This is a genomic window from Bacillus cereus group sp. MYBK79-1 (genome assembly GCF_051915365.1).
Classification (GTDB): Bacteria; Bacillota; Bacilli; order Bacillales; family Bacillaceae_G; genus Bacillus_A.
The window spans coordinates 60,029-83,135 of sequence record NZ_JBQAEO010000015.1 but is presented as its reverse complement, the minus strand read 5'-3'; the positions used below and the strand labels follow the sequence as shown (position 1 = coordinate 83,135).

Below are 23,107 nucleotides of genomic sequence, written 5' to 3'. Positions count from 1 at the left end.
GTTATACGTTGTATAGGATACGTGAATATTGTTCAAAATGATTGCTGAGGTGATGATGGAATGCGAGGAAGAAATAATAAAAAGTCGCAAAAGGTAGTACATTTATTTCAAAAAAGATGGGTGTTTCCGGCACTGTACATTGCTTGTGCAGCGGTAATCTTAATGGTTGCGCTATGGTTCCAAGGAGCTAATCCGAAGAAGACTCCGAACCAAGATCAAGCAACACCGTATACACAATCGGAAGATCCAGCAGTACCAGTAACGAAATCTTCAGAAGTAGTGAAAATGCCAGCTGCCGCTAATGCGGAAGTAGTCGTACAAAAGAAGTTCTATGAAGATGCAGCAACTGAGGCGGAACAAGAAAAAGCACTTGTTTTTTATAACAACACATATTCCCCAAACAAAGGAATTGACATTGCTGCGAAGAATGGAAAAGAATTCAATGTTACAGCTGCTTTAAGTGGTACAGTAACGAAAGCTGAAAAAGATTCACTTCTTGGTTATGTTGTAACAGTTGATAGTGGAAATGGTGTAGCAGCTTCTTATCAAAGCTTAGGCAGTGTAAAAGTAGAAAAAGGTGCACGAGTTGTACAAGGTGAAGTATTAGGAAAATCCGGTCTAAGTGCAATGAATAAAGAAGCAGGTTCTCACGTTCACTTTGAAGTACGTAAAGACAATGTGGCTGTGAACCCTGAACGTTACTTAAATAAATCAGTAGCAGAAATTAAAGCTGATGCAGGTGCTGCAAAGGCAACGAACGCTTCTGGTAAAAAAGCTGATGACAAATCTCAAAAAGAAGAAAAGTCAACGAGTACGAAACCAGAAAGTAAAACAGAAGATAAGTCTCAAAAAGAAGAGAAATCAACTAGCGGTTCGACTAGTGACAAAAAAGAAGAACCGAAGAAAGAAGAAAAATCAACAAATGGTTCTACCGAATCATCTAACAGTTCTTCTTCACAAGAATAAAACAGTAAAAAATCAGTTCTCTAAGAGAGCTGATTTTTTTACTTTCACCCCGCATTAACGGGCAGTAAGACCCCTACTTCAAAATTCAGTGAAAGCTAAGAAGTTAGGCCTGGGGCCAACTGCCCGTAAAAGCCCGATTGGTTCAACTAATAATCAGTGGGAAATGGCACCCACTGATTAAAGTTTCACTTTATATAAAAATACTCAATTTCGAGAAAAAAGTTGCAATAACAAGGAAAAATGACGAGATTCTCGAATATATATTACAAAAGGGAGGGGATACTGTGTCATTTTTGTTTGTTCTGTCGACTGCTATTATTTTATTGTTTGTTTTATTCACTTTATATTATTACATTGCTGGTAAGAAAGAGGTTCCCCACCATCAGTTATTAGAAGAAGAGTTGGAAAGAGAAGAATGACACCTTATATACAAGGTGTCATTTTTTTCGCCAAAATAGTCACTGTTAACGTATTTCTCACAAAAAAACGTAATTTTTCTTAACTTAGTCCGCAAAAATAGTGAACATGTAGCATATATCAGTAGTGCGGGCAATACAATGGTATAAACCAAAGCAAAGAGAGTGTTTGAGGTGAGAAATCGTGAATCATTTCATTATAAATCCAAGAATATTTAACGCTTACAAACAGCACTCACACTTACTTCTTAGTCGTATGCAGCGAGGCTCATTTCACACTTCTCACATCCAATTTAGGGAGGCGAGTGGTGTGCACGATTACATCAAAGAGAGAACTATCAAGATTGGTAAGTATATCGTGGAGACAAGAAAGACAGTGCGTGTCATTGCAAAGGAATTTGGGGTATCAAAGAGTACAGTCCATAAAGATTTAACGGAACGTCTACCAGAAATTAATCCAGAGCTCGCAAATGAAGTGAAAGAAATTCTTGATTATCATAAGTCTATTCGTCATTTAAGAGGCGGAGAAGCAACAAAGCAAAAGTATAGAAAAGAAGATGTAGAAAAGCCGGTCCGTCAATAAATATGCGATCGCAAACATTCCGTTTCAATTCGGTAATATTTTTCAGAAGAATTCTTTTTGCGAATATTACGTTTCTGTTAAATTTATGATAAAATCAGAAATTAGGTGTAAAAGAATTCGGGTATAACCTGATTTTGAATATCGAGGAGGAAATGACGGGAATGTTTGCGCGAGATATCGGAATTGACCTAGGTACGGCTAATGTATTAATTCATGTTAAAGGCAAGGGTATTGTATTAAATGAGCCATCTGTTGTGGCAATTGATCGTAATAGTGGGAAAGTATTAGCAGTAGGTGAAGAAGCAAGAAGTATGGTGGGACGTACACCTGGTAATATTGTAGCAATTCGTCCGCTTAAAGATGGTGTAATCGCAGATTTCGAAATTACAGAAGCAATGTTAAAGTATTTCATTAACAAATTGGACGTAAAGAGCTTCTTTTCAAAACCTCGCATTTTAATTTGTTGTCCAACCAATATCACATCAGTAGAACAAAAAGCAATTCGTGAGGCTGCTGAACGTTCAGGTGGTAAAACAGTATTTTTAGAAGAAGAACCAAAAGTAGCCGCAGTTGGTGCTGGTATGGAAATCTTCCAACCAAGCGGTAACATGGTTGTTGATATTGGTGGAGGTACAACAGATATCGCTGTACTTTCTATGGGTGATATTGTTACCTCTTCCTCTATCAAAATGGCTGGCGACAAGTTTGATATGGAGATCTTAAACTACGTTAAACGTAAGTATAAGCTATTAATTGGAGAACGTACTTCAGAAAATATTAAAATTAAAGTTGGTACAGTATTCCCAGGTGCACGTAGTGAAGAGCTTGAAATTCGCGGGCGTGACATGGTAACGGGCTTACCACGTACAATTACAGTATGCTCTGAAGAAATTACAGAAGCACTAAAAGAAGACGCGGCTATCATTGTACAAGCTGCAAAAGGCGTACTAGAGCGCACACCACCAGAACTATCTGCGGACATCATCGACCGCGGTGTTATTCTAACAGGCGGTGGAGCTTTACTACACGGTATCGACATGCTTCTAGCAGAAGAACTAAAAGTACCAGTATTAATTGCTGAAAACCCAATGCAATGTGTTGCGGTTGGTACAGGTATTATGTTAGAGAATATTGATAAATTACCAAAGCGTGCTTTACGATAAAGTGAAACTTTAATAAGTGGGGGCATCCCCCATTTATTGTTAGCTTGCAAATAGCAGAGAAGATGAGAAGAACTACGGTGTGAACCGTAGTTCTTTTTGTTTTTTTGTTTTTTTATTCTTTTATTTTATTTTGATTTATTGAGAAAATAGAAGAAAAATAAAGAAAAATGAAGAAAACAGGTGAAATATTCATATATATGGTTAAATTTAATATTTCCTTATTTGAAAACGTTTATAATATAATGAGTCGAATACGACATTAAGGCAAATAATGTTTCAATACATATTGCCTTTCCCTAATTTGGGCATACACTCTTTTCTACCTCCGTGTCGGTTGCAAGTATATGCAGCTATTTTAATGGAATAGAGTGTATGCATTTTTTTATAAATAGGAAGTAAAGTTTCACTTTACCCCGCATTAACGGGCAGTAAGATTCCCGTCTAAAAATTCCTTGAATACAAGAGAGTTAGGTGGGAAATCAACTGCCCGTAAAAGCCCGATTGGTTCAACTAATAATCAGTGGGAAATGGCGTCCACTGATTAAAGTTTCACTTTATAATGACAAACAATAAACAAAATGGGATAATAAACAATATGTCCAAGTGGTAAGACCAATATTACAAAAGGGGCGATTGTTACATGCTAAATATAGAACAAATTAAAGAAATCATTCCTCACCGCTATCCATTTCTACTTGTTGATAAAATATTAGAAGTAGATGAAGGAAAAAGAGCGGTTGGAATTAAAAATGTATCCGCAAACGAAGAATTCTTTAACGGGCACTTCCCTGACTATGCAGTTATGCCTGGTGTACTTATTGTAGAAGCATTAGCACAAGTCGGAGCAGTTGCGGTATTAAAGAAAGAAGAAAACCGCGGAAGACTTGCTTTCTTCGCAGGTATCGACAACTGTCGTTTCAAAAAACAAGTACGTCCAGGTGATCAACTTCGCTTAGAAGTAGAAATGACACGTGTACGTGGTCCAATCGGCAAAGGAAAAGCAATCGCAACAGTAGATGGTGAAGTTGCATGTGAAGCTGAAATTACATTTGCGATTGGTGATAAAAAAGAATAGATGTGAATTAAAAAAATCTTTCTGCAATAGGCAGAAGGATTTTTTTAATTCATGTATTTTTTATTCGAAATATTAAAATGCAGAGTAATCAGAATTTTTATTGTAAATGAATGGAAGTTCATATATAATGACGCTATAAATATCTTGAAACTAAGATAAATGATAGCGCGATAAAAATAGAGACGCGGTTGTCACATTATGAAGGTTATGAAATAGGACAAAGCTTATTATGATTGGTTATGATGAAGTGTAGAGGAAAGTTATGGATAATTTTAACGGTATCAGTAAATGAAAAATGGGCGTAGCATATCGGACATAGAGAGATAAAGGGGAAAGTGTCGCATTTTGAAAAGAGGAGATCATACCATGTTCGGGAGAAAAAAAAGAAAACCATTACGACAATTAATTACGCATAAAGAGCCTAAATCACGCATCACAGAACAATACCGTAACATTCGTACAAATATTGAATTTACATCTGTAGATAATCATGTTCGTTCTATTATTGTTACTTCGGCAGATCCAGGCGAGGGAAAAACAACGACAATTGCAAACTTAGCAGTTGTTTTTGGTCAACAAGGAAAGAAAGTTTTAGTAATCGGAGCTGACTTGCGTAAGCCGACGATTCAAAACTTATTTGCTATCCACAGTTCAAATGGATTAACGAACCTATTATCAGGACAAGCAAAATTGATGCAATGCATTCAAAAAACAGATATAGAGAATGTATACTTAATGGCGTCAGGACCAATCCCGCCAAATCCAGCTGAACTATTAGGCAGCCGCTTAATGGACGAGCTATTACTAGAAGCATATAACATGTTTGATATTATTTTAATCGACACACCACCGGTTCTTGCGGTTACCGATGCACAACTACTTGCGAACAAATGTGATGGAATCGTACTTGTCGTACGCAGTGAAAAAACAGAAAAAGACAAAATCGTAAAAGCAAAGCAAATATTAGACAAAGCGTCCGGTAAAATACTTGGTGTCGTTTTAAACGATAAAAGAGAAGAAAAGGAACAATATGGATATTATTAGAAAATAATATATACAATAGTAAATTTAAAAGCTGATAAATTAACTTTATCGGCTTTTTTTGAATTTTTATAAAATTTCCAATTGCATTATATGAAAAGCGTGATATAATGGAAATTTTGGAAATTCGTTGGAATGTGTTGTCATATTTAAGATTATTTTGTAAGATTATATTTGCTTGATGTAAATAAATGTAGAACTAAGTTATTCAAAATAAAAAATGTAAGATTTATATGTTATAATTTTTCTTATGTGCAAATTTTAGAAAGTTGGAGGAACTTATGGAAGAAACAATTAGTTTGAAAGAGTTATTTCATATTTTAAAAAAACGTTTAGCAATGATCCTCGTAATCGCCTTTGGTGCCGCTATAGTAAGTGCTATCATTAGCTTCTTCTTTATGACACCAATCTATCAATCTTCAACGCAAATCCTTGTTAACCAGAAGAAACAAGAAGGTGCAATGTTCCAAGCTGGTGAGATTCAAACGAATATTCAATTAACGAATACATATAAGGTTATTATTAAAAGCCCAGTAATCTTAGAACAAGTAAATGAAAAATTAAATTTAAACATGACAGCGCAAGCTTTAACGAAGAAGATTAATGTTGCGAATGAAAAAGATTCACAAGTCATTTCTGTAACAGCTGAAGATAAAGATCCAAAATTAGCTCGTGATATTGCTAATGCAACTGCGGATGTATTTAAAGGTGAAGTTGCAAAAATTATGAACGTGGATAACGTAACGGTACTATCTAAAGCAGAAGTTGCAGAAAATCAATCTCCGATTAAACCACGTCCAATGTTAAATGTAGCAATTGCCTTCGTTGTTGGCTTAATGGCTGCAGTTGGTCTTGCATTTTTACTAGAATACTTAGATAACACAGTGAAAAAAGAAGAAGATGTGGAAAACCTACTTGGTTTACCAGTGTTAGGTATTGTCGCTCGCATGGATGAAGAAACAATGAACGTGAAATCGCATGCTCCATCATCAAGAAAAGTGAGGGGACAAACAATTGGCTCTTAATAGTTTATTTAAAAAGAAAAAAAATCATCGTCAACGTCGTCAATTAATTGCTCATCAACAACCGAAATCACCAATTTCAGAACAGTATCGTAATATTCGAACGAATATTGAATTTGCAGCTGTCGATAAAAATATACATTCATTAATGGTAACATCTGCGAACCCAAGTGAGGGGAAAACAACGACGACAGCGAATATGGCGGTTGTGTTTGCTCAACAAGGAAAGAAAGTATTATTAATCGATGCAGATATGCGTAAACCAGCGATGCATCAAATGTTCCAAATGGACAATATTTTCGGATTAACGAACGTATTAACACATAGTGAACGTTTCGATAAGTGTGTACAAAAGACAGCAGTAGAAAATTTACACTTTTTAGCGTGTGGGCCAATCCCGCCAAACCCGGCAGAGTTATTAGGTTCGAAATCAATGCAAGAACTACTTGCGCAAGCATATAGTATGTATGATTTAGTAATTTTTGATTTACCACCAATTTTAGCTGTTACGGATGCACAAATTATGGCAAATATGTGTGATGCATCTATTCTTGTTGTACGTAGTGAAGCAACGGAAAAAGAAGCAGCAGTAAAAGCAAAAGGTTTATTAGAATCGGCAAAAGGTAAATTGTTAGGCGTTGTTCTAAATGATCGTGAACGTGAACATGGCTTATATTATTATTACGGCGCTAATTAATTGAAAAGAGAGATATGATATGAGCATATCTCCTTTTTTCCCTTGAATATGAGATAAATCTCATATTCAAGGGAAAAAAGATGATTACGGGAGAGGAGGATGAAATAAGTGATTGATTTACATTGTCACATTTTACATGGCATCGATGATGGTCCACAAACGGTAACGGATAGTTTAGCGATGGCACAAAAGGCTGTTGAAGAAGGGATCCATACAATTGTCGCAACACCACATCATCAAAATGGAAAATATGTAAATGAGCGTACTTCTATTATTCATCAAGTGAAGCAATTAAATGATGAATTGCAACAAAATGAAATCCCACTGAAAGTTTTACCAGGGCAAGAGGTCAGGTTATATGGTGATTTACTAGAGGACTATGAAGCTGGTAAAATCGTTACTTTAAATGAAACAAACAAATACATATTCATTGAATTTCCATCTAATCATGTACCTCGTTATGCAGAGCAACTACTATATGAACTACGTGTAAAAGGAATGATCCCAATTATCGTTCATCCCGAACGTAATGCCGAGCTAATGGAGCGGTCAGATAAGTTATACAATCTTGTCAATAAAGGTGCACTAACGCAAGTAACAGCGGGTAGTTTACTAGGCAAGTTTGGTAAAAAAATTAAAAAGTTTTCATTGCAGCTTGTGGAGCATAATTTAACCCATATGATTGCATCAGATGCACATAACACAACGTCAAGAGGATTTCATCTAGCAGAGAGCTATGAACTAATAAAGAAAGAATTCGGCGCAAGTGTTATGGACGATTTGAGAGAGAATCCGTATTTAATCATTAGCGGGAAAGCAATCTATAAAGAAGATCCAGAACAAATTCGTCGTAAGAAACTGTTCGGTATTTTTTAAATAAAGAACAGGTGATGTCTCCTAACCGTTATCAACGGAGGCACTCGGTCGTGCTGTGGGTAGAAATTTTTATTTCGAACCTACCTTAGACACTTGTTGTCGGGAGTATGACGTGAGGTTGGGTTAGATGCCCATCATTTATTTATGATAGAAACTCTACCTATGGAGTTATAACTATGACTCTATAGGTAGGGTTTTTGTTATTGCTACATACAAATAAAAGGATGCAGGAGGAATACAATTGAAAAAAGTAAGAAAAGCGATTATCCCAGCGGCCGGTCTAGGGACGAGATTTTTACCAGCGACGAAAGCGATGCCAAAAGAAATGTTACCGATTGTTGATAAGCCAACAATTCAATACATAGTAGAAGAAGCGATAGAATCAGGAATTGAAGATATTATTATTGTTACTGGAAAAGGAAAGCGTGCGATTGAAGATCATTTTGATCATTCTTTTGAATTAGAACAAACTCTACTTGAAAAGGGAAAATTGGATGTTCTTGAAAAAGTACAAGCTTCTTCAAAAATTAATATTCATTACATAAGACAAAAAGAACCAAAAGGTTTAGGACACGCGGTATGGTGCGCACGTAAATTTATTGGAAATGAGCCATTTGCGGTATTGCTTGGTGATGATATTGTGCAAGCAGATACGCCATGTTTACGTCAACTAATGGACCAATATGAGGGCACACAGTCATCGGTTATTGGTGTACAAACAGTACCGGAAAATGAAACACATCGTTACGGTATTATTGATCCGGTTGAACAGAATGATCGCCGTTATCAAGTGCGTCAATTTGTAGAAAAGCCAGCTCAAGGTACAGCACCATCTAATTTAGCTATTATGGGACGTTACGTATTAACACCAGAAATTTTTACGTTCCTTGAGAACCAGCAAACAGGTGCAGGTGGAGAGATTCAATTAACAGATGCGATTCAACGATTAAATGAAATTCAGCGTGTGTTTGCTTATGACTTTGAAGGAACTCGTTATGATGTTGGGGAGAAGTTTGGGTTTATTAAGACGACAATTGAGATGGCGCTTCAAAATGAAGAATTAAGTTTAGAGTTAATGAAGTATATGAAAGAACTTATAAAAAAGGAAGAGGTACATTCATAAAAGAATGTACTTTTTTGATTATCAATAAGCTATGAATTATATAAAGAAGGGAAAAGATATATTGAGTTATCAAAAACGGCTCTCATTATTAGTTTTATTAGATTCATTTATCGTATTAACTGCCGTGTACTTGAGTTATTGGTTTATACATCCAAATACATTGAGTAACATTCCTACGACAGTAATTATTAGTTCTATTACATTACTATGTAGTCATCATATTTTTGCTGCTATTTATAAGCTTTACAATAAGGCATGGGAATATGCAAGTATTGGGGAATTAAAGCAGATATTTAAAGCAATTACACTTTCTATTATTGTAACAGCAATTGTGCAACAAATTATAAATCATGATATTTACGTTAGAATTTTAGCAATCGCATGGATGTTACATTTATTATTAATCGGAGGTTCACGTTTTGTATGGCGTATGTTCCGTGATACGTATATTGTAAAAGCTGCTGATAAAAAACGAACACTAATTATTGGTGCAGGTTCAGCAGGAACAATGGTAGTACGTCAGTTGCAACATAATAAAGAAGCGGATTTATATCCAATTGCGTTTGTTGATGATGATAGAAATAAACAAAAATTAGAAATTTATAACGTACCAGTTGTCGGTACAACAAATCATATTCAAGAAATTGTGGAAGATAACGATATTGAACATATTATTATTGCAATTCCTTCTTTAAATAGAAATCAAATAAACGAGATCTTTGAGAAGTGTAGAAAAACGAAGGCGAAAACACAAATTGTACCAATGCTTGAAGATCTTTTAGATGGTAAAGTATCTGTGAATGAATTCCGTGATGTGCAAGTAGAAGATTTATTAGGAAGAGAACCAATAAAGCTAGATGATGCAGGAATTGGGGAGAAGATTACAGGTAAAACAATATTAGTAACAGGTGCTGGTGGATCAATTGGATCAGAAATTTGCCGTCAAGTAATGAAGTACAAGCCGAGTAAAATTGTTCTTCTTGGACATGGTGAAAACAGCATTTATAATATCGAAATGGAAATGAGAGTTACCTATAAAGATATAGTTGAAATTACGACAGAAATTGCAGATGTACAAGATCGAAATAAGATCTTTGAAATAATTGATAATCATCGTCCGTATATTGTTTATCACGCAGCTGCGCATAAACATGTACCTTTAATGGAACGTAATCCTGAAGAGGCTGTAAAAAACAATATTTTTGGCACAAAAAATGTAGCAGAAGCTGCAGATACGTTTAAAGTAAATACGTTTGTTATGGTTTCTACAGATAAAGCTGTAAATCCGACCAACGTAATGGGAGCTACAAAACGATTTGCAGAAATGCTTGTCCAACATATGGCGTCTGTAAGTACGGGTACGCGCTTTGTTGCAGTTAGATTTGGTAATGTTCTTGGGAGTAGGGGAAGTGTGATCCCATTATTTAAGAAGCAAATTCAAAAGGGTGGACCTGTAACAGTTACTCACCCTGATATGATTCGTTACTTTATGACAATACCAGAAGCTTCTAGGTTAGTAATTCAAGCTGGCACGCTAGCTAGAGGTGGAGAATTGTTTGTACTGGATATGGGAGAGCCAGTGAAGATTGTAGACTTAGCTAAAAATTTAATTACTCTTTCAGGTTTTTCTGTTGAAGAAATCGGAATTGAATTTACTGGATTAAGACCAGGTGAAAAAATGTATGAAGAGTTATTAAATGAAGGTGAGATTCATCCAGAGCAAATATTCCCTAAAATTCATATAGGAAAGGCTGTTTTAATGGATCAAGCGATTCTAAGACAGTTTATGAATGATTTTGGAGAAATTAGTAAAGAAGAAATAAGAGAACGATTATTAGATATTGCAAATAATAAAGTTAATCTTAAAAACTAACTTAAGGGAAGGAAGTTTTTTAAATGGGAGAAAGAATATTTCTTTCATCACCACATATGAGTGATGAAGGTTATGAGATGCATTATGTTAAGGAAGCTTTCGATACAAATTGGATTGCACCACTTGGGGAAAATGTAAACGGATTTGAAAGAGAATTAGCTGCAAAAGTTGGTTCTAAAGAAGCTGCAGCGCTATCTTCTGGGACAGCTGCAATTCATTTGGCTTTAAAAGCAGCTGGAGTAGGGGAGGGAGATATTGTTTTCTGCCAAACCCTTACATTCTCAGCTACAGCAAACCCTATCATTTATCAAAATGCTACTCCTGTTTTCATAGATAGTGACTATGAAACTTGGAATATGTGTCCTAAAGCTTTGGAAGAAGCTTTTAAAAAGTATCCGAACGTAAAGGCAGTTATAGTAGTTCATTTATATGGTCTTTCTGCGGACATGGATAAGATTGTTGAACTTTGTAAAAAATACGATGTTACTTTAATTGAAGATGCTGCGGAATCTTTAGGAACGTACTATAAAGGGAAGCATACTGGAAGTTTTGGTGATTATGGTATTTTCTCTTTTAATGGAAATAAGATTATTACAACTTCTGGTGGTGGTATGCTCGTTTCTAATAATGAGGAAAGAGTTTCAAAGGTAAGATTTTGGGCTACTCAAAGTAGAGATCAAGCCAGACACTATCAACATAGTGAATTAGGCTTTAACTATCGTATGAGTAATGTAGTTGCTGGTATTGGTAGAGGACAGCTTAAAGTTTTAGATCAAAGGGTTCAGAAGAAAAGATACATATTTGATTTTTATAAGAGAGAATTAGAAAGTCTCGAAGGTATTGAATTTATGCCTAGTAATGAATGGAATGAACCAAACTATTGGTTAAGCTCTATGACATTGAACGGTAAGATTCGCCCAATAGACGTAATGGAGGCTCTTGAAAAAGAAAATATTGAATCTAGACCAGTTTGGAAGCCTATGCACTTACAACCATTCTTTGAGAAGTATGATTTTGTTGGTACAGATGTGTCGGAGAAACTTTTTGAGAATGGTGTTTGCCTACCAAGTGATACAAAAATGACAGATAAAGATTTAGATAGAGTTGTGAAAATTATTAAAGGGTTGTGGATAGCGTAATGAGGAGTTCTAAAGTTGGCATCTATAGACGGTTTATAAAAAGACCCATGGATTTTATGCTGTCTTTAATTGCTATTATAATGCTTAGTCCAGTATTCCTTATCGTTGCTTTTCTTGTGAAAACAAAGTTAGGTAGCCCGGTATTATTTAAACAAGAGCGACCAGGATTAAATGGAACTATTTTTAAGATGTATAAATTTAGAACAATGACAGATGAAAAAAATGAAAACGGTGAGTTACTATCTGATAGTGTAAGACTTACTAAGTTCGGAAAATTTTTACGTTCAACATCACTTGATGAGTTACCGGGGCTTTTAAATATTTTTAAAGGTGATATGTCCATTATAGGACCTAGACCTTTATTAGTTCAGTATTTACCACTATATAATGAACATCAAAAGCGCCGCCATGAAGTTAGGCCTGGATTGTCAGGATTAGCACAAGTTAACGGTCGGAATGCTATTAGTTGGGAAGAGAAATTTAATTACGATGTAGAGTATGTAGATAATGTAAGTTTTACTGCGGATTGGAAGATTATCCTTTTAACAATTAAGAAGGTTTTTATTAGAGAAGGAATTAATTCAGAAACAGCTGCTACAATGGAACCATTTAAGGGCGATCAAAAAGGAAGTATAAAGTTATGAAAACAAAACTTCTTATAATAGGTGCTGGCGGACACGGGAAGGTTATAGCTGATATTGCATTAAAAATGAATAAGTGGGAGTGTGTTGCTTTTCTTGATGATAGTGAAGAGGTAAAAACCTTAACAGGTATAAAAATTATTGGAAAGTCCGCAGATGTTTCGAAATACATAAAGGATTACGATATTTTTGTGGGCATTGGTAATAATACTATACGTGAAAAGGTTCAAGAACAACTAGAATCTCAGGGAGCGAGTATACCAGTTTTAATTCATCCAAATGCAGTTATTGGGGCACAGGTTTTTCTGGAACAGGGAACAGTAGTTATGGCGGGAACAGTAATTAATTGCTGTACTCAAATCGGAAAAGGCTGCATTATTAATACTGCTTCTACAATAGATCACGATAATATTATTGAAGATTATGTGCATATATCCCCGGGGACACATTTAGCAGGTACCGTAAGGGTTGGAAGAGGTACTTGGCTAGGTATTGGCACTGTGGTAAGTAATAATATTAATATTACGGATAGTTGTAGAATTGGTGCAGGAACGGTTGTTACTAAAGATATATCGGAATCAGGAACATACGTTGGAGTTCCAGCTAGGAGATTACAGAATGAAAAAGGTCTTAATATTAGCAAATAATGATGTAGGATTATATAAATTTAGAAAAGAATTAATAATAGAATTGGCAAGAGATTATAAAGTTTATATATCACTTCCTAATGGTGAATTTATGCCTTATCTAAAAGAATTAGGATGTAATTTTATTGAGACACCGATTAGTAGAAGGGGTACCAATCCAATAACAGATTTAAAATTATTGATAAATTACAAGAAGATTATTAGAGAAGTTAAACCAGATTTGGTATTAACATATACGATAAAACCAAATATTTATGGTGGCCTGGCGTGCAAGATGAGTGGTATTCCATATATATCAAATATAACTGGTTTAGGAAGTGCAGTTGAAAATGGTGGTTTATTACAAAAAATCACTGTAGCTCTATACAAGTTAGCATTAAAAGAAGCAAGTTGTGTATTCTTTCAAAATGAAGAGAATAGAGAATTCTTTGCGAGGAAAAGAATTGTTAGCAATAACCATAGATTAATACCAGGATCTGGTGTTAATCTTGATCAATATTGCTTGTTAGATTACCCAGTTGATACAACAGTAAATTTTTTGTTTATTGCTCGTGTAATGAAAGAGAAGGGGATTGCGGAATATTTAGATGCAGCAAAATTTATTAAAGAAAATTATCCGAATACAAAGTTCCATATTCTTGGTTTTTGTGAAGAGGCTTATGAAAGCACACTTAAAGAAATGCAGGCAAATGGTATTATTGAATATCATGGGATGCAAAGTGATATTAGGGAATTTCATAAAATTTCAAATTGTACAATCCACCCTACTTATTATCCTGAAGGGATGTCAAATGTACTATTAGAAAGTGCTGCTTGTGGTAGACCAATAATCACAACTAATAGAAGTGGGTGTAGAGAGATAGTTGATCATGGGAAAAATGGTTATATTGTGGAGCAACAGAATAGTCAAGACTTGATAGAGAAAATCGAGAGGTTCTTAAGGCTTGATTATAAATCTAAAAGAAAAATGGGGATAATGGGAAGAGCCAAGGTTGAAAATGAATTTGATAGGAAGATAGTAGTAGATTCTTATATAGAAGAAATAGGGAAGATTTTGGGGTGAAAAAGAGTGGATTATAGAAAAATTATTAAAAATAAAGAGATGCGCTTTAAAATATTGCAATTTATGAAATTTATTCCGGACTCATGGATGCTTAAATTACAATATAGAATAAAAATGGGTAGGAAGCTAAACTTGAAAAATCCGCAACGTTGGACAGAAAAGTTACAGTGGTACAAGATGTATTATAGAACGTCTATTATGACCCAATGCGCAGATAAATATGAGGTACATGAGTATATTAGGTCCAAAAATCTTGGGCATATATTAAATAAATTACATGCAGTTTATGATAATGTTGATCAAATAAACTTAGATTTGTTACCGAATAAATTTGTTATGAAGACAACAAATGGTAGTGGTACAAATATTTTATGCAAGGATAAGTCACAATTAAAATTGAATGAAATTAAAACATCTTTGCAGGACTGGATGAAAAGGGATAACTATTCGGTCGGCCGCGAGTGGTCATATAAAGATATTGTACCAAAAATAATAGTCGAGCAATACTTAGAAGATGATACAAATTCATTTGATGGAATTAATGACTATAAGTTTGTTTGTTTCAATGGAAAGGCACGGTATATTATACTGGATGTCGACAGGCATATAGACCATAAGAGAAATATTTATGACGAAAAGTGGAATTTTATTGATGTTAGTACGGATTATCCAAATTTTGGTGATAATGTGTCTAGGCCAGATGGACTTGAAGAAATGTTAAGGGTTGCTAATATTCTTGCAGCAGATTTTCCATTTGTTCGCGTAGATTTGTATTGGGTTAATAACAAGGTGTATTTTGGTGAATTAACATTTTATCCTTGGACTGGGTATGTTCAATTTACTCCTGATAAATTTGATTTAAAATTAGGTGAGGAATTCATTTTGCCCGATCCACAAAAAATGAGATGAGGTAATTATAATTATGAGAGTACTTTTCTGTCATGATGGGCCATTAAGAATAGATGAATATAATAACTATTATGGAGTAGCACATAATGATGAAACTTTTAGACGTTACTACACAATCGCTGATGAGCTTGCTGTAGTAATTAGAGTAAATAAAACATCCAAAAACGAGGCGGAGAAAAATCTATCCAAAATTACAGTATCACCTTTTGATGTTGTGGAATGTCCTAATTTATCTAGCTCAAAAGGAATGTTATCAGGTAAAAAAATGGCTGAGAAAATTATAGAGGAAGAGATTATAAAGTCAGATTATGTAGTTGTTCGTCTTCCGAGCATTATTGGGTCTGTTGCTGTTGATATTGCGAGAAAACTTCAAAAACCATATTTGATTGAAGTGGTTGCATGCCCGTGGGATGCTTTTTGGAATCATAGTTTAAAAGGGAAGCTAGTAGCGCCATTTATGTATTATGCTACAAAAAAGCGCGTTAAATCTGCTAGTCATGCAGTTTATGTAACTAATGAATTCTTACAAAAGAGGTATCCAACTAAGGGAAAAAGTACAAATTGTTCTAACGTGGCTCTTAAGGAATTTGATGATGAAACCCTTCGGGAGAGATTGGAAAAAATAGAAAAAATGGATAGTGAAGATAAAATAACTTTGGGTACTACCGCAGCTGTTGATGTTAAATATAAAGGACAACAGTATGTAATTGAGGCCCTAGGTAAATTGAAAAAGCAAGGTATAAGTAATTTTGAATACCAATTGGTAGGTGGAGGGGACCAGAGTTACCTAAAAACTATGGCTCAAAAATACGATGTCATCGATCAGGTGAAATTTTTAGGTCCTATGCCACACGATAGAGTTTTTAAATGGCTAAAGGCTATTGATATATATGTACAACCGAGTAAACAAGAAGGGCTGCCAAGAGCATTAATTGAGGCAATGAGTAGAGGATTGCCCGCTTTTGGAGCTAAAACAGCTGGAATACCCGAGTTGATAGAGGCAGATTTTATTTTTAGTAACTCGAGAAAGAATATCCAGGAAATATGTATGATTTTGAAAAAATTTGATAAACAAATAATGAGAAAACAGGCAATGCGTAATTATACTGAGTCTCAAAAATATGATAAGAAAAATATAGAGGAAAGAAGAGGTAGGTTTTTCAAAGAATTTAAAGATGGCTTATATCGTTTTTAAGAAAATGAGAAAGAATGTGAGGGAATTGATATTTGAATCAAAATACAATTATAAAGTATATCTGTGCAATAATTAGTGTGACAGTATATCTGATTTTTATCCTGTTTGTCAATTTTGAGTCATTAGAAGAGGGGTATCAGATTACTGTTCTATTACCATTAATTTTCCTGTTATGTTTTTATTTGTTTTTATGGGAACCACTTATAAAAAAAAGAACGCCTTTTATAGTGTTATTTTCAGGTGTTGCTTTTATAAGATATGTCGTTTTGTCCATAGTAACAATTTTAAATGGCACATATTGGGGAATATCAAAAGTATCACCATCTTCAGAAAGTCTGAATTTGGCAGGTATACTAATGTGTTGGGAACTATTAATAACCTCAATATTAATTTTCTATTGGTCTAAAAAAACAATACCGGATAATTATAAGAAACAGAAAAAAATTCTTGAATCAAAGGCTAATCCGTTAATTTATTTAATTTTTGCTTTAGTATCGGTTATATTAATTATTTTATTTCCACAAGCTCGACAGGGACTAAGTTTCTTTGGAGAGGTTAATAGGGCATTAAATGATGAAATCGGATCACCACTTATTTTAGGAATTAGAGAATGTTTAATTAATGCGAAATATTTTATTCTTTTTGCGTTTATTATATTATTACAAAGAAAATTCAAAGGTGGTTTTTCAAAAAACAGCTTGTTTTCTTATATGTTTATTTTAGTAATATCTATGGTTATCATTGGTATTAGAATAGGAACTAATAGAAAAAAATTGTTGGCTGATACCTTTGCTATTTTGTTGTTTTTGTGGAACTTATTTCCCAAATATAAAAGAACCACTATTTTTGCTATTGCTTCTATTGGAGTAATCCTTGTTGCTGTTACAACTGTATCTCGAGGGTTACATGATTCGGTAAATGGCTTTTTTGTAGAATATTTTGATTTGGATTTTTTACAGACATATTTTCTTGGTCAATATAATGTTGCAATTGCAATTGAAGCAATAAATTATTTTCCTAGTGAACTTGATATAAAGACATACTTATTTGGATTCCTCAGACCGTTATTTGGAATTGGAGCTGTTGTAAAGAACATTGATTTTTCTACAGTTGCTAATTTGTTTGATACAAGAATGTCCATGGGATTAAATGGATGGAGAGGAGATCAAATTTTGCCAATGATTGGCGAAGGATATATGTTATTTGGCTGGATCTTAGCCCCTATTCTATCAGTAATAACGGTCAGGTTGGGCGTATTTTTTGATTCATTGTATTCTAAAAGTAATAAGATAGAAATAGTTTTCATAGCTTCAATTGTTTCATTTTATTTGGCGCAAGGTATGATCTTAAATTCAACAATTATATTAAATATGTTGTCCTTTAGGTTAGCTATATACATGCCAGTGGTATATATAGCGTATGTAAGTATAAAGAAATAGACACCATAAATAATTTAAACAGAATAGAACCTAATGTAAGGAATGAATGGTAATGGCATTTAAAAAGATATATAAAATAGCTAAAAATCCCAAAATGATTATTTCCCGTTTAATGAACTTAAAAATATTCAATAATTACCCGGATGATAAATTTTTGGAGACTAAATTTTGGTTAAGAACGGGAAAAAAGTTAGACTTAAAAAAACCGATGACATTTAATGAAAAATTGCAATGGTTAAAGCTTTATGATAGGAATCCAGAATATACACAACTTGTGGATAAGCTGGAAGTCAGAAAACATATAGAGAAAACCATAGGGAAGGAGTACCTTATTCCATTATTAGGAGAGTGGGATATGTTTGAGGACATTGATTTTAATCTGTTACCTAATCAGTTTGTCCTAAAATGTACACATGATTCTGGTGGATTAATTGTGTGTGAGGATAAGGGTGCTTTAAACTTAAAAAAGGCTAAAAAGAAAATTAACAGAAGTTTAAAAAGAAACTTTTATTATCACGGTAGAGAATGGCCGTATAAGAATGTAAAGCCTCGCATTATTTGTGAAAAGTTTATGGTAGATGAATCGGGAATCGAATTAAAGGACTATAAAATATTTTGCTTTTTAGGGGAACCTAAAATAATACAGGTAGATTATAACCGCTTCGAGGGTCATAAAAGAAATTTATATGATGCTGATTGGAATTATGTTTCATCATCTATTAAACATCCAACAGATCCTGAAAGGTTAATTGAAAAACCAGAAAAATTAGAAGAAATGCTCCAATTAGCTAGAATATTATCGAAAGAATACTATCATGTTAGAGTGGATTTTTATTCTATTAAGGATAAGATATATTTTGGCGAAATGACGTTCTATCATGGTAGTGGATATGAAAAGTTTGAACCCGAGGAATTTGGTTACAAGATGGGCAGTTGGTTGCAATTGCCGATTGATAAATAAAGTAGAGTTAAAAAATAATAAATATATATATAATTTCATAGAACATAATAATATTAGTTCGTATAAAGTAATTTTTTTGAGATAAAGAGGAGTCATAAGATGGAGCAAGAGAATCTAAGAGGTAAGGTTTTAAAAGCAACTCGATGGGCATCTATTACTGAAATAGCTGCTAAAATAGTTATTCCTTTTACTAATTTAATTTTGGCTAGGATTCTTTCTCCAGAAGCTTTTGGTGTTATAGCAACTATCACCATGATTATAAGCTTTGCAGATATGTTTACTGATGCGGGCTTTCAAAAATACTTAGTCCAACATGAATTCAAGAACGATAAGGAAAAGTACAGAAGTGCTAACGTGGCATTTTGGACGAATTTTGGGATATCGCTTATTCTTTGGGGCCTAATTGGAATTTTTTCAAATCAAATTGCAACTTTAGTTGGAAATCCTGGACTAGGGCTAGTAATAGTTATTTCATGTGTTCAGTTGCCGATATCTTCATTTTCTAGTATACAGATGGCTTTATTTAGACGGGAATTTGATTTTAAAACCTTATTTTATGTACGGTTGATGTCAGTTAGTGTTCCTTTTGTTGTTACTATTCCTCTTGCTTTAATTGGAATGAGTTACTGGTCATTAATTATTGGAACAATTTGTGGTCAAATTGTAAATGCGATTATATTGAATATTAAGTCAAAATGGAGGCCGCAGCTTTTTTATGATATTAAGGTTTTAAAAGTTATGCTGTCGTTTAGTATTTGGTCGTTAATAGAAGCGATTTCAATTTGGCTTACAATATGGATAGATGCATTTATAGTGGGAAGTTTATTTAATGAATATTTACTTGGTCTATATAAAACGTCTACAACGATGGTTAGTGCTTTTCTGGCTATAATTACATCTGCTACTACTCCTATCCTTTTTTCTGCTTTATCGCGCTTACAAGATGATCAAGATAGATTTAATCGAACATTTTTTAAGATGCAGCGGGCAATTTCTATTTTAGTCTTTCCTTTAGGGATAGGTGTATATTTATTTAGTGATTTAGCAGTAAAAATCCTTTTAGGAGATCAATGGATAGATGCTAGTAAAATAATTGCTATCTGGGCATTAACAAGTGCGATACAGATAGTACTTGGACATTATTGTAGTGAAGTATATAGAGCGAAAGGAAGGCCTAAGTTATCATTTTTAGCTCAAATTTTGCATTTAATAGTACTCATTCCAGTATGTATTATAAGTGGAAAATATGGATTTTGGGCATTTGTTTACGCTAGATCATTAATTAGAATAGAGGCAATTGCAGTACATTTCTTAGTGCTGAAGTTTTTTGTAGGGTTTCCGGTAATGAAAATGATAAATAATGTTTTACCTACTTTAACATCAGCGATAACGATGGGTTTGTTAGGCTATGTACTTCAACTATTAAACGATGGAATAATATGGGATGTTATAACGATTTTTATTTGTATATTGTTCTATTTTGTCTTGCTTTATCTACTTCCTAACATGAAAAAAGATATGATGTATATATTAAAGATTTTTAAGATTAAATCATAGAGAGTATTAGTTTTGACAAAATATACTTTGCAATTTTTAGAATAGAAGGTTGTTTTATAGGAGCTTTAGAGACTCATAAGTTGAGAGTATGCTATAAATGAAAATTATGCTAATTAATTTTGGGTATATAAACCATTTGTTCTTATGTGTATATGATATAAAAAAGACTTTATTTTTTACGATTTGAGCATTTAAAAAAAGTAAAAGGAGTATCAGGTATGTTTAAAATAGCAGTAGCAGGAACAGGGTATGTCGGCCTAGTAGCAGGCGTATGTTTTGCTGAAGTTGGTCATCAAGTGACTTGTGTTGATATCGATGAGAAAAAAGTAGATTTAATGAAATCTGGAGTTTCCCCAATCTATGAGGCTGGTTTAGAAGAACTAATGCAGAAGAACTATGCTGCTAGAAGAATTGATTATACAACAGATTACAAAGCAGCGTACAAAGATGCAGATGCAATTTTTATTGGTGTAGGAACTCCAGAACAAGCGGATGGCTCTGCAAACCTTTCATATATTGCAACTGTTGCAAAGCAAATTGCTGAAAGTATAGAAAAAAATTGTCTCGTTGTTGTAAAATCAACTGTTCCAATTGGAACAAATGACAAAGTTGAGCAGTTTATTCAAGACTTTTTAGTTAATGATGTGAAAGTTGAAGTAGCATCAAATCCAGAGTTTTTAGCACAAGGTTCTGCTGTCCATGACACGTTATATGCAGAAAGAATTGTTATCGGTACTGAAAGTAAATGGGCAGAAGAAGTATTAATGAATCTTTATAAACCATTCCATTTACCTATTGTTGCGGTTAATAGACGATCCGCTGAAATGATTAAGTACGCTTCAAATGATTTCTTAGCTCTTAAAATTTCTTATATGAATGATATTGCAAACCTTTGTGAGTTAGTTGGTGCGGACATTCAAGATGTTGCAAAAGGTATGAGTTTTGATGAGCGTATTGGAAGTAAATTTCTAAATGCAGGTATTGGGTTTGGGGGATCATGTTTCCCTAAAGATACTAAAGCATTAGAGTATTTAGCGAGCCAAAATGGTTACGAATTAAAAACGGTAAAGGCTGCTATCGATGTAAATAAGGATCAAAAGACTTTATTATACAAAAAGGCGAGCCAAAGGTTAATTACTTTCAATGGTCTTAAAGTAGCGGTGTTAGGATTGACATTTAAACCAGGTACAGATGACTTAAGAGAAGCTGCATCTCTTGAAAATATTCCTTTACTGTTAGAGCAGGGCGCAGATATTTATGCATTTGATCCAGTCGGTGCAAATAACTTTGCTAAAGTGTACCCAGAGGGTAAAAATAAAAATGGTAATATTACATATGTTTCTAATGTCGAACATGCATTAGAAGGTGCAAATGTATGCTTTATTTTCACAGAATGGGGAGAAGTGAAAGAATTAACTCCAGAAACTTATAAGAAATTAATGAGAACACCTCTAGTATATGATGGAAGAAATATTTATGATGTTCAAGCGATGCAAGAAGCTGCAGTAGAGTATCATTCTATCGGAAGAAAATCTACAAATAGAGAACGTATGAAGGAGTTGGGTAACGTTGAATTACAAGCTTCTAGATAATAGTAAAGTATACCTTATTACAGGAGCAGCGGGTTTTGTTGGATATTTCTTATCTAAGAAATTATTAGAACAAGGTTGCAAAGTCATAGGTGTTGATAATATAAACGATTATTATGATGTGAATCTTAAATATGCTCGTTTGGAGCAACTTAAGCCATATGAGAAATTTAATTTTATTAAAGGTGATATTTCTGATAAGGATATGATTACTAAGATTTTTGAAGAATACAAGCCAAATATTGTAGTGAATTTAGCTGCACAAGCTGGTGTGAGGTATTCAATTGAAAATCCTGATGTATATATTCAAAGTAATATTATTGGTTTTTATAATATTATTGAAGCATGTAGACATTATCCAGTAGACCATCTTGTATATGCATCATCTAGTTCTGTTTATGGTGCTAATAAAAAGGTACCGTTTGAGGAAACGGATTTTGTGGACCATCCGGTATCACTTTATGCATCCACTAAGAAATCAAATGAGTTAATGGCACATACGTATAGTCACTTGTATAAGATTCCTGCAACTGGATTGCGATTCTTTACAGTTTACGGGCCAATGGGGCGTCCGGATATGGCCTATTTTGGTTTTACAAATAAGTATTTCAATGATGAATCCATTAAGATATTTAATAATGGTGACTTTGAAAATGATTTATATCGTGACTTTACTTATATAGATGATATTGTTGAGGGAATTCAACGTCTTTTAAGCAATCCACCTGTAGAAGATGTAAAGCACAAAGTATTTAATATTGGTAATAATAACCCTGAAAAGTTGATGGTATTTATTAAAGCATTAGAGAAAGCATTGAGTAACTCATTAGGAAGGGCAGTAGAGTTTAAAAAAGATTTTGAACCTATTAAGCCAGGGGATGTACCGGCTACTTACGCATCGACGGATTTATTGCAGAAAGCTGTTGATTTTAAACCTGAGACATCTATTGAAAAGGGATTACAAGAGTTTACTAATTGGTATGTAGATTACTATAAAGTAAAATAATTAAAAGTCTACGGTACTTGAATGATATTATACTAGTTATAGAATATCATTCCTAGTATAATAGACTAAATTAGTATTTGTATTATCTGAGGAAATCCGGAATAATGGAAAGAAGAGGTCTATAGC

At 33.8% G+C, this 23,107-nt stretch carries 22 protein-coding genes; all 22 read left to right on the top strand.

Annotated features, from left to right (window positions below):
* Positions 1-60: 60 nt before the first annotated feature.
* Entirely contained in the window at positions 61-966 is a 906-nt protein-coding gene (locus tag ACTFOB_RS20905; RefSeq protein ID WP_151630202.1) for a M23 family metallopeptidase, read from the top strand.
* Between the two features lie 284 nt (positions 967-1,250).
* Complete coding sequence (locus tag ACTFOB_RS20900) at positions 1,251-1,385, top strand: hypothetical protein (protein WP_000008903.1); 135 nt, start codon at positions 1,251-1,253, stop codon at positions 1,383-1,385.
* Between the two features lie 307 nt (positions 1,386-1,692).
* Entirely contained in the window at positions 1,693-1,965 is a 273-nt protein-coding gene (spoIIID, locus tag ACTFOB_RS20895) for a sporulation transcriptional regulator SpoIIID (RefSeq protein ID WP_000544012.1), read from the top strand.
* A 161-nt stretch (positions 1,966-2,126) separates the two neighbouring features.
* The gene (locus ACTFOB_RS20890) at positions 2,127-3,128 is read left to right on the top strand and encodes a rod shape-determining protein (RefSeq protein ID WP_076541461.1); all 1,002 of its coding nucleotides are present in this window, start codon (positions 2,127-2,129) and stop codon (positions 3,126-3,128) included.
* Between the two features lie 640 nt (positions 3,129-3,768).
* A complete protein-coding gene (fabZ, locus tag ACTFOB_RS20885; RefSeq protein WP_000931959.1) occupies positions 3,769-4,203 on the top strand; it encodes a 3-hydroxyacyl-ACP dehydratase FabZ in 435 nt (144 codons plus the stop codon).
* Between the two features lie 366 nt (positions 4,204-4,569).
* Entirely contained in the window at positions 4,570-5,247 is a 678-nt protein-coding gene (locus ACTFOB_RS20880; protein WP_440028587.1) for a CpsD/CapB family tyrosine-protein kinase, read from the top strand.
* A gap of 278 nt (positions 5,248-5,525) precedes the next feature.
* Entirely contained in the window at positions 5,526-6,269 is a 744-nt protein-coding gene (locus ACTFOB_RS20875; RefSeq protein ID WP_429602393.1) for a YveK family protein, read from the top strand.
* A complete protein-coding gene (locus ACTFOB_RS20870) occupies positions 6,259-6,963 on the top strand; it encodes a CpsD/CapB family tyrosine-protein kinase (RefSeq protein ID WP_440028590.1) in 705 nt (234 codons plus the stop codon). The genes ACTFOB_RS20875 and ACTFOB_RS20870 overlap by 11 nt, the downstream gene beginning before the upstream one ends.
* Positions 6,964-7,071: 108 nt before the next feature.
* Positions 7,072-7,839, top strand: a complete 768-nt coding sequence (locus tag ACTFOB_RS20865) for a tyrosine-protein phosphatase (RefSeq protein ID WP_440028593.1) — start codon at positions 7,072-7,074, stop codon at positions 7,837-7,839.
* 241 nt (positions 7,840-8,080) lie between these two features.
* Positions 8,081-8,962, top strand: a complete 882-nt coding sequence (gene bpsC / locus ACTFOB_RS20860; RefSeq protein ID WP_440028596.1) for a UTP--glucose-1-phosphate uridylyltransferase BpsC — start codon at positions 8,081-8,083, stop codon at positions 8,960-8,962.
* A 61-nt stretch (positions 8,963-9,023) separates the two neighbouring features.
* The gene (locus tag ACTFOB_RS20855; protein ID WP_440028600.1) at positions 9,024-10,835 is read left to right on the top strand and encodes a polysaccharide biosynthesis protein; all 1,812 of its coding nucleotides are present in this window, start codon (positions 9,024-9,026) and stop codon (positions 10,833-10,835) included.
* A gap of 23 nt (positions 10,836-10,858) precedes the next feature.
* Positions 10,859-11,974, top strand: coding sequence for a DegT/DnrJ/EryC1/StrS family aminotransferase (locus tag ACTFOB_RS20850; RefSeq protein WP_440028604.1), 1,116 nt, complete (start codon positions 10,859-10,861; stop codon positions 11,972-11,974).
* The gene (locus ACTFOB_RS20845) at positions 11,974-12,618 is read left to right on the top strand and encodes a sugar transferase (RefSeq protein WP_440028606.1); all 645 of its coding nucleotides are present in this window, start codon (positions 11,974-11,976) and stop codon (positions 12,616-12,618) included. Before ACTFOB_RS20850 ends, ACTFOB_RS20845 begins: the two co-directional genes overlap by 1 nt.
* Entirely contained in the window at positions 12,615-13,262 is a 648-nt protein-coding gene (locus ACTFOB_RS20840; RefSeq protein ID WP_440028609.1) for an acetyltransferase, read from the top strand. The genes ACTFOB_RS20845 and ACTFOB_RS20840 overlap by 4 nt, the downstream gene beginning before the upstream one ends.
* On the top strand, positions 13,234-14,325 hold the full coding sequence (locus ACTFOB_RS20835) for a glycosyltransferase family 4 protein (RefSeq protein WP_440028611.1): 1,092 nt from the start codon (positions 13,234-13,236) through the stop codon (positions 14,323-14,325). The genes ACTFOB_RS20840 and ACTFOB_RS20835 overlap by 29 nt, the downstream gene beginning before the upstream one ends.
* 87 nt (positions 14,326-14,412) lie before the next feature.
* Positions 14,413-15,234 carry an ATP-grasp fold amidoligase family protein gene (locus ACTFOB_RS20830; RefSeq protein WP_440032738.1) on the top strand — a complete coding sequence of 274 codons (822 nt, stop codon included), beginning with the start codon at positions 14,413-14,415 and terminating at the stop codon, positions 15,232-15,234.
* 13 nt (positions 15,235-15,247) lie between these two features.
* Positions 15,248-16,429 (top strand): glycosyltransferase, encoded by a 1,182-nt coding sequence (locus ACTFOB_RS20825; protein WP_440028616.1) that lies wholly within the window; start codon positions 15,248-15,250, stop codon positions 16,427-16,429.
* Between the two features lie 32 nt (positions 16,430-16,461).
* Complete coding sequence (locus tag ACTFOB_RS20820; RefSeq protein WP_440028617.1) at positions 16,462-17,868, top strand: hypothetical protein; 1,407 nt, start codon at positions 16,462-16,464, stop codon at positions 17,866-17,868.
* Between the two features lie 52 nt (positions 17,869-17,920).
* The gene (locus ACTFOB_RS20815) at positions 17,921-18,829 is read left to right on the top strand and encodes an ATP-grasp fold amidoligase family protein (protein ID WP_440028620.1); all 909 of its coding nucleotides are present in this window, start codon (positions 17,921-17,923) and stop codon (positions 18,827-18,829) included.
* A 99-nt stretch (positions 18,830-18,928) separates the two neighbouring features.
* Complete coding sequence (locus ACTFOB_RS20810; protein WP_098914525.1) at positions 18,929-20,386, top strand: lipopolysaccharide biosynthesis protein; 1,458 nt, start codon at positions 18,929-18,931, stop codon at positions 20,384-20,386.
* Positions 20,387-20,604: 218 nt separating this feature from the next.
* Positions 20,605-21,978: a UDP-glucose dehydrogenase family protein gene (locus ACTFOB_RS20805; RefSeq protein WP_440028624.1), complete on the top strand. Its 1,374-nt coding sequence runs from the start codon at positions 20,605-20,607 to the stop codon at positions 21,976-21,978.
* Positions 21,956-22,981 (top strand): GDP-mannose 4,6-dehydratase, encoded by a 1,026-nt coding sequence (locus ACTFOB_RS20800; protein WP_440028627.1) that lies wholly within the window; start codon positions 21,956-21,958, stop codon positions 22,979-22,981. Before ACTFOB_RS20805 ends, ACTFOB_RS20800 begins: the two co-directional genes overlap by 23 nt.
* Positions 22,982-23,107: the final 126 nt, after the last annotated feature.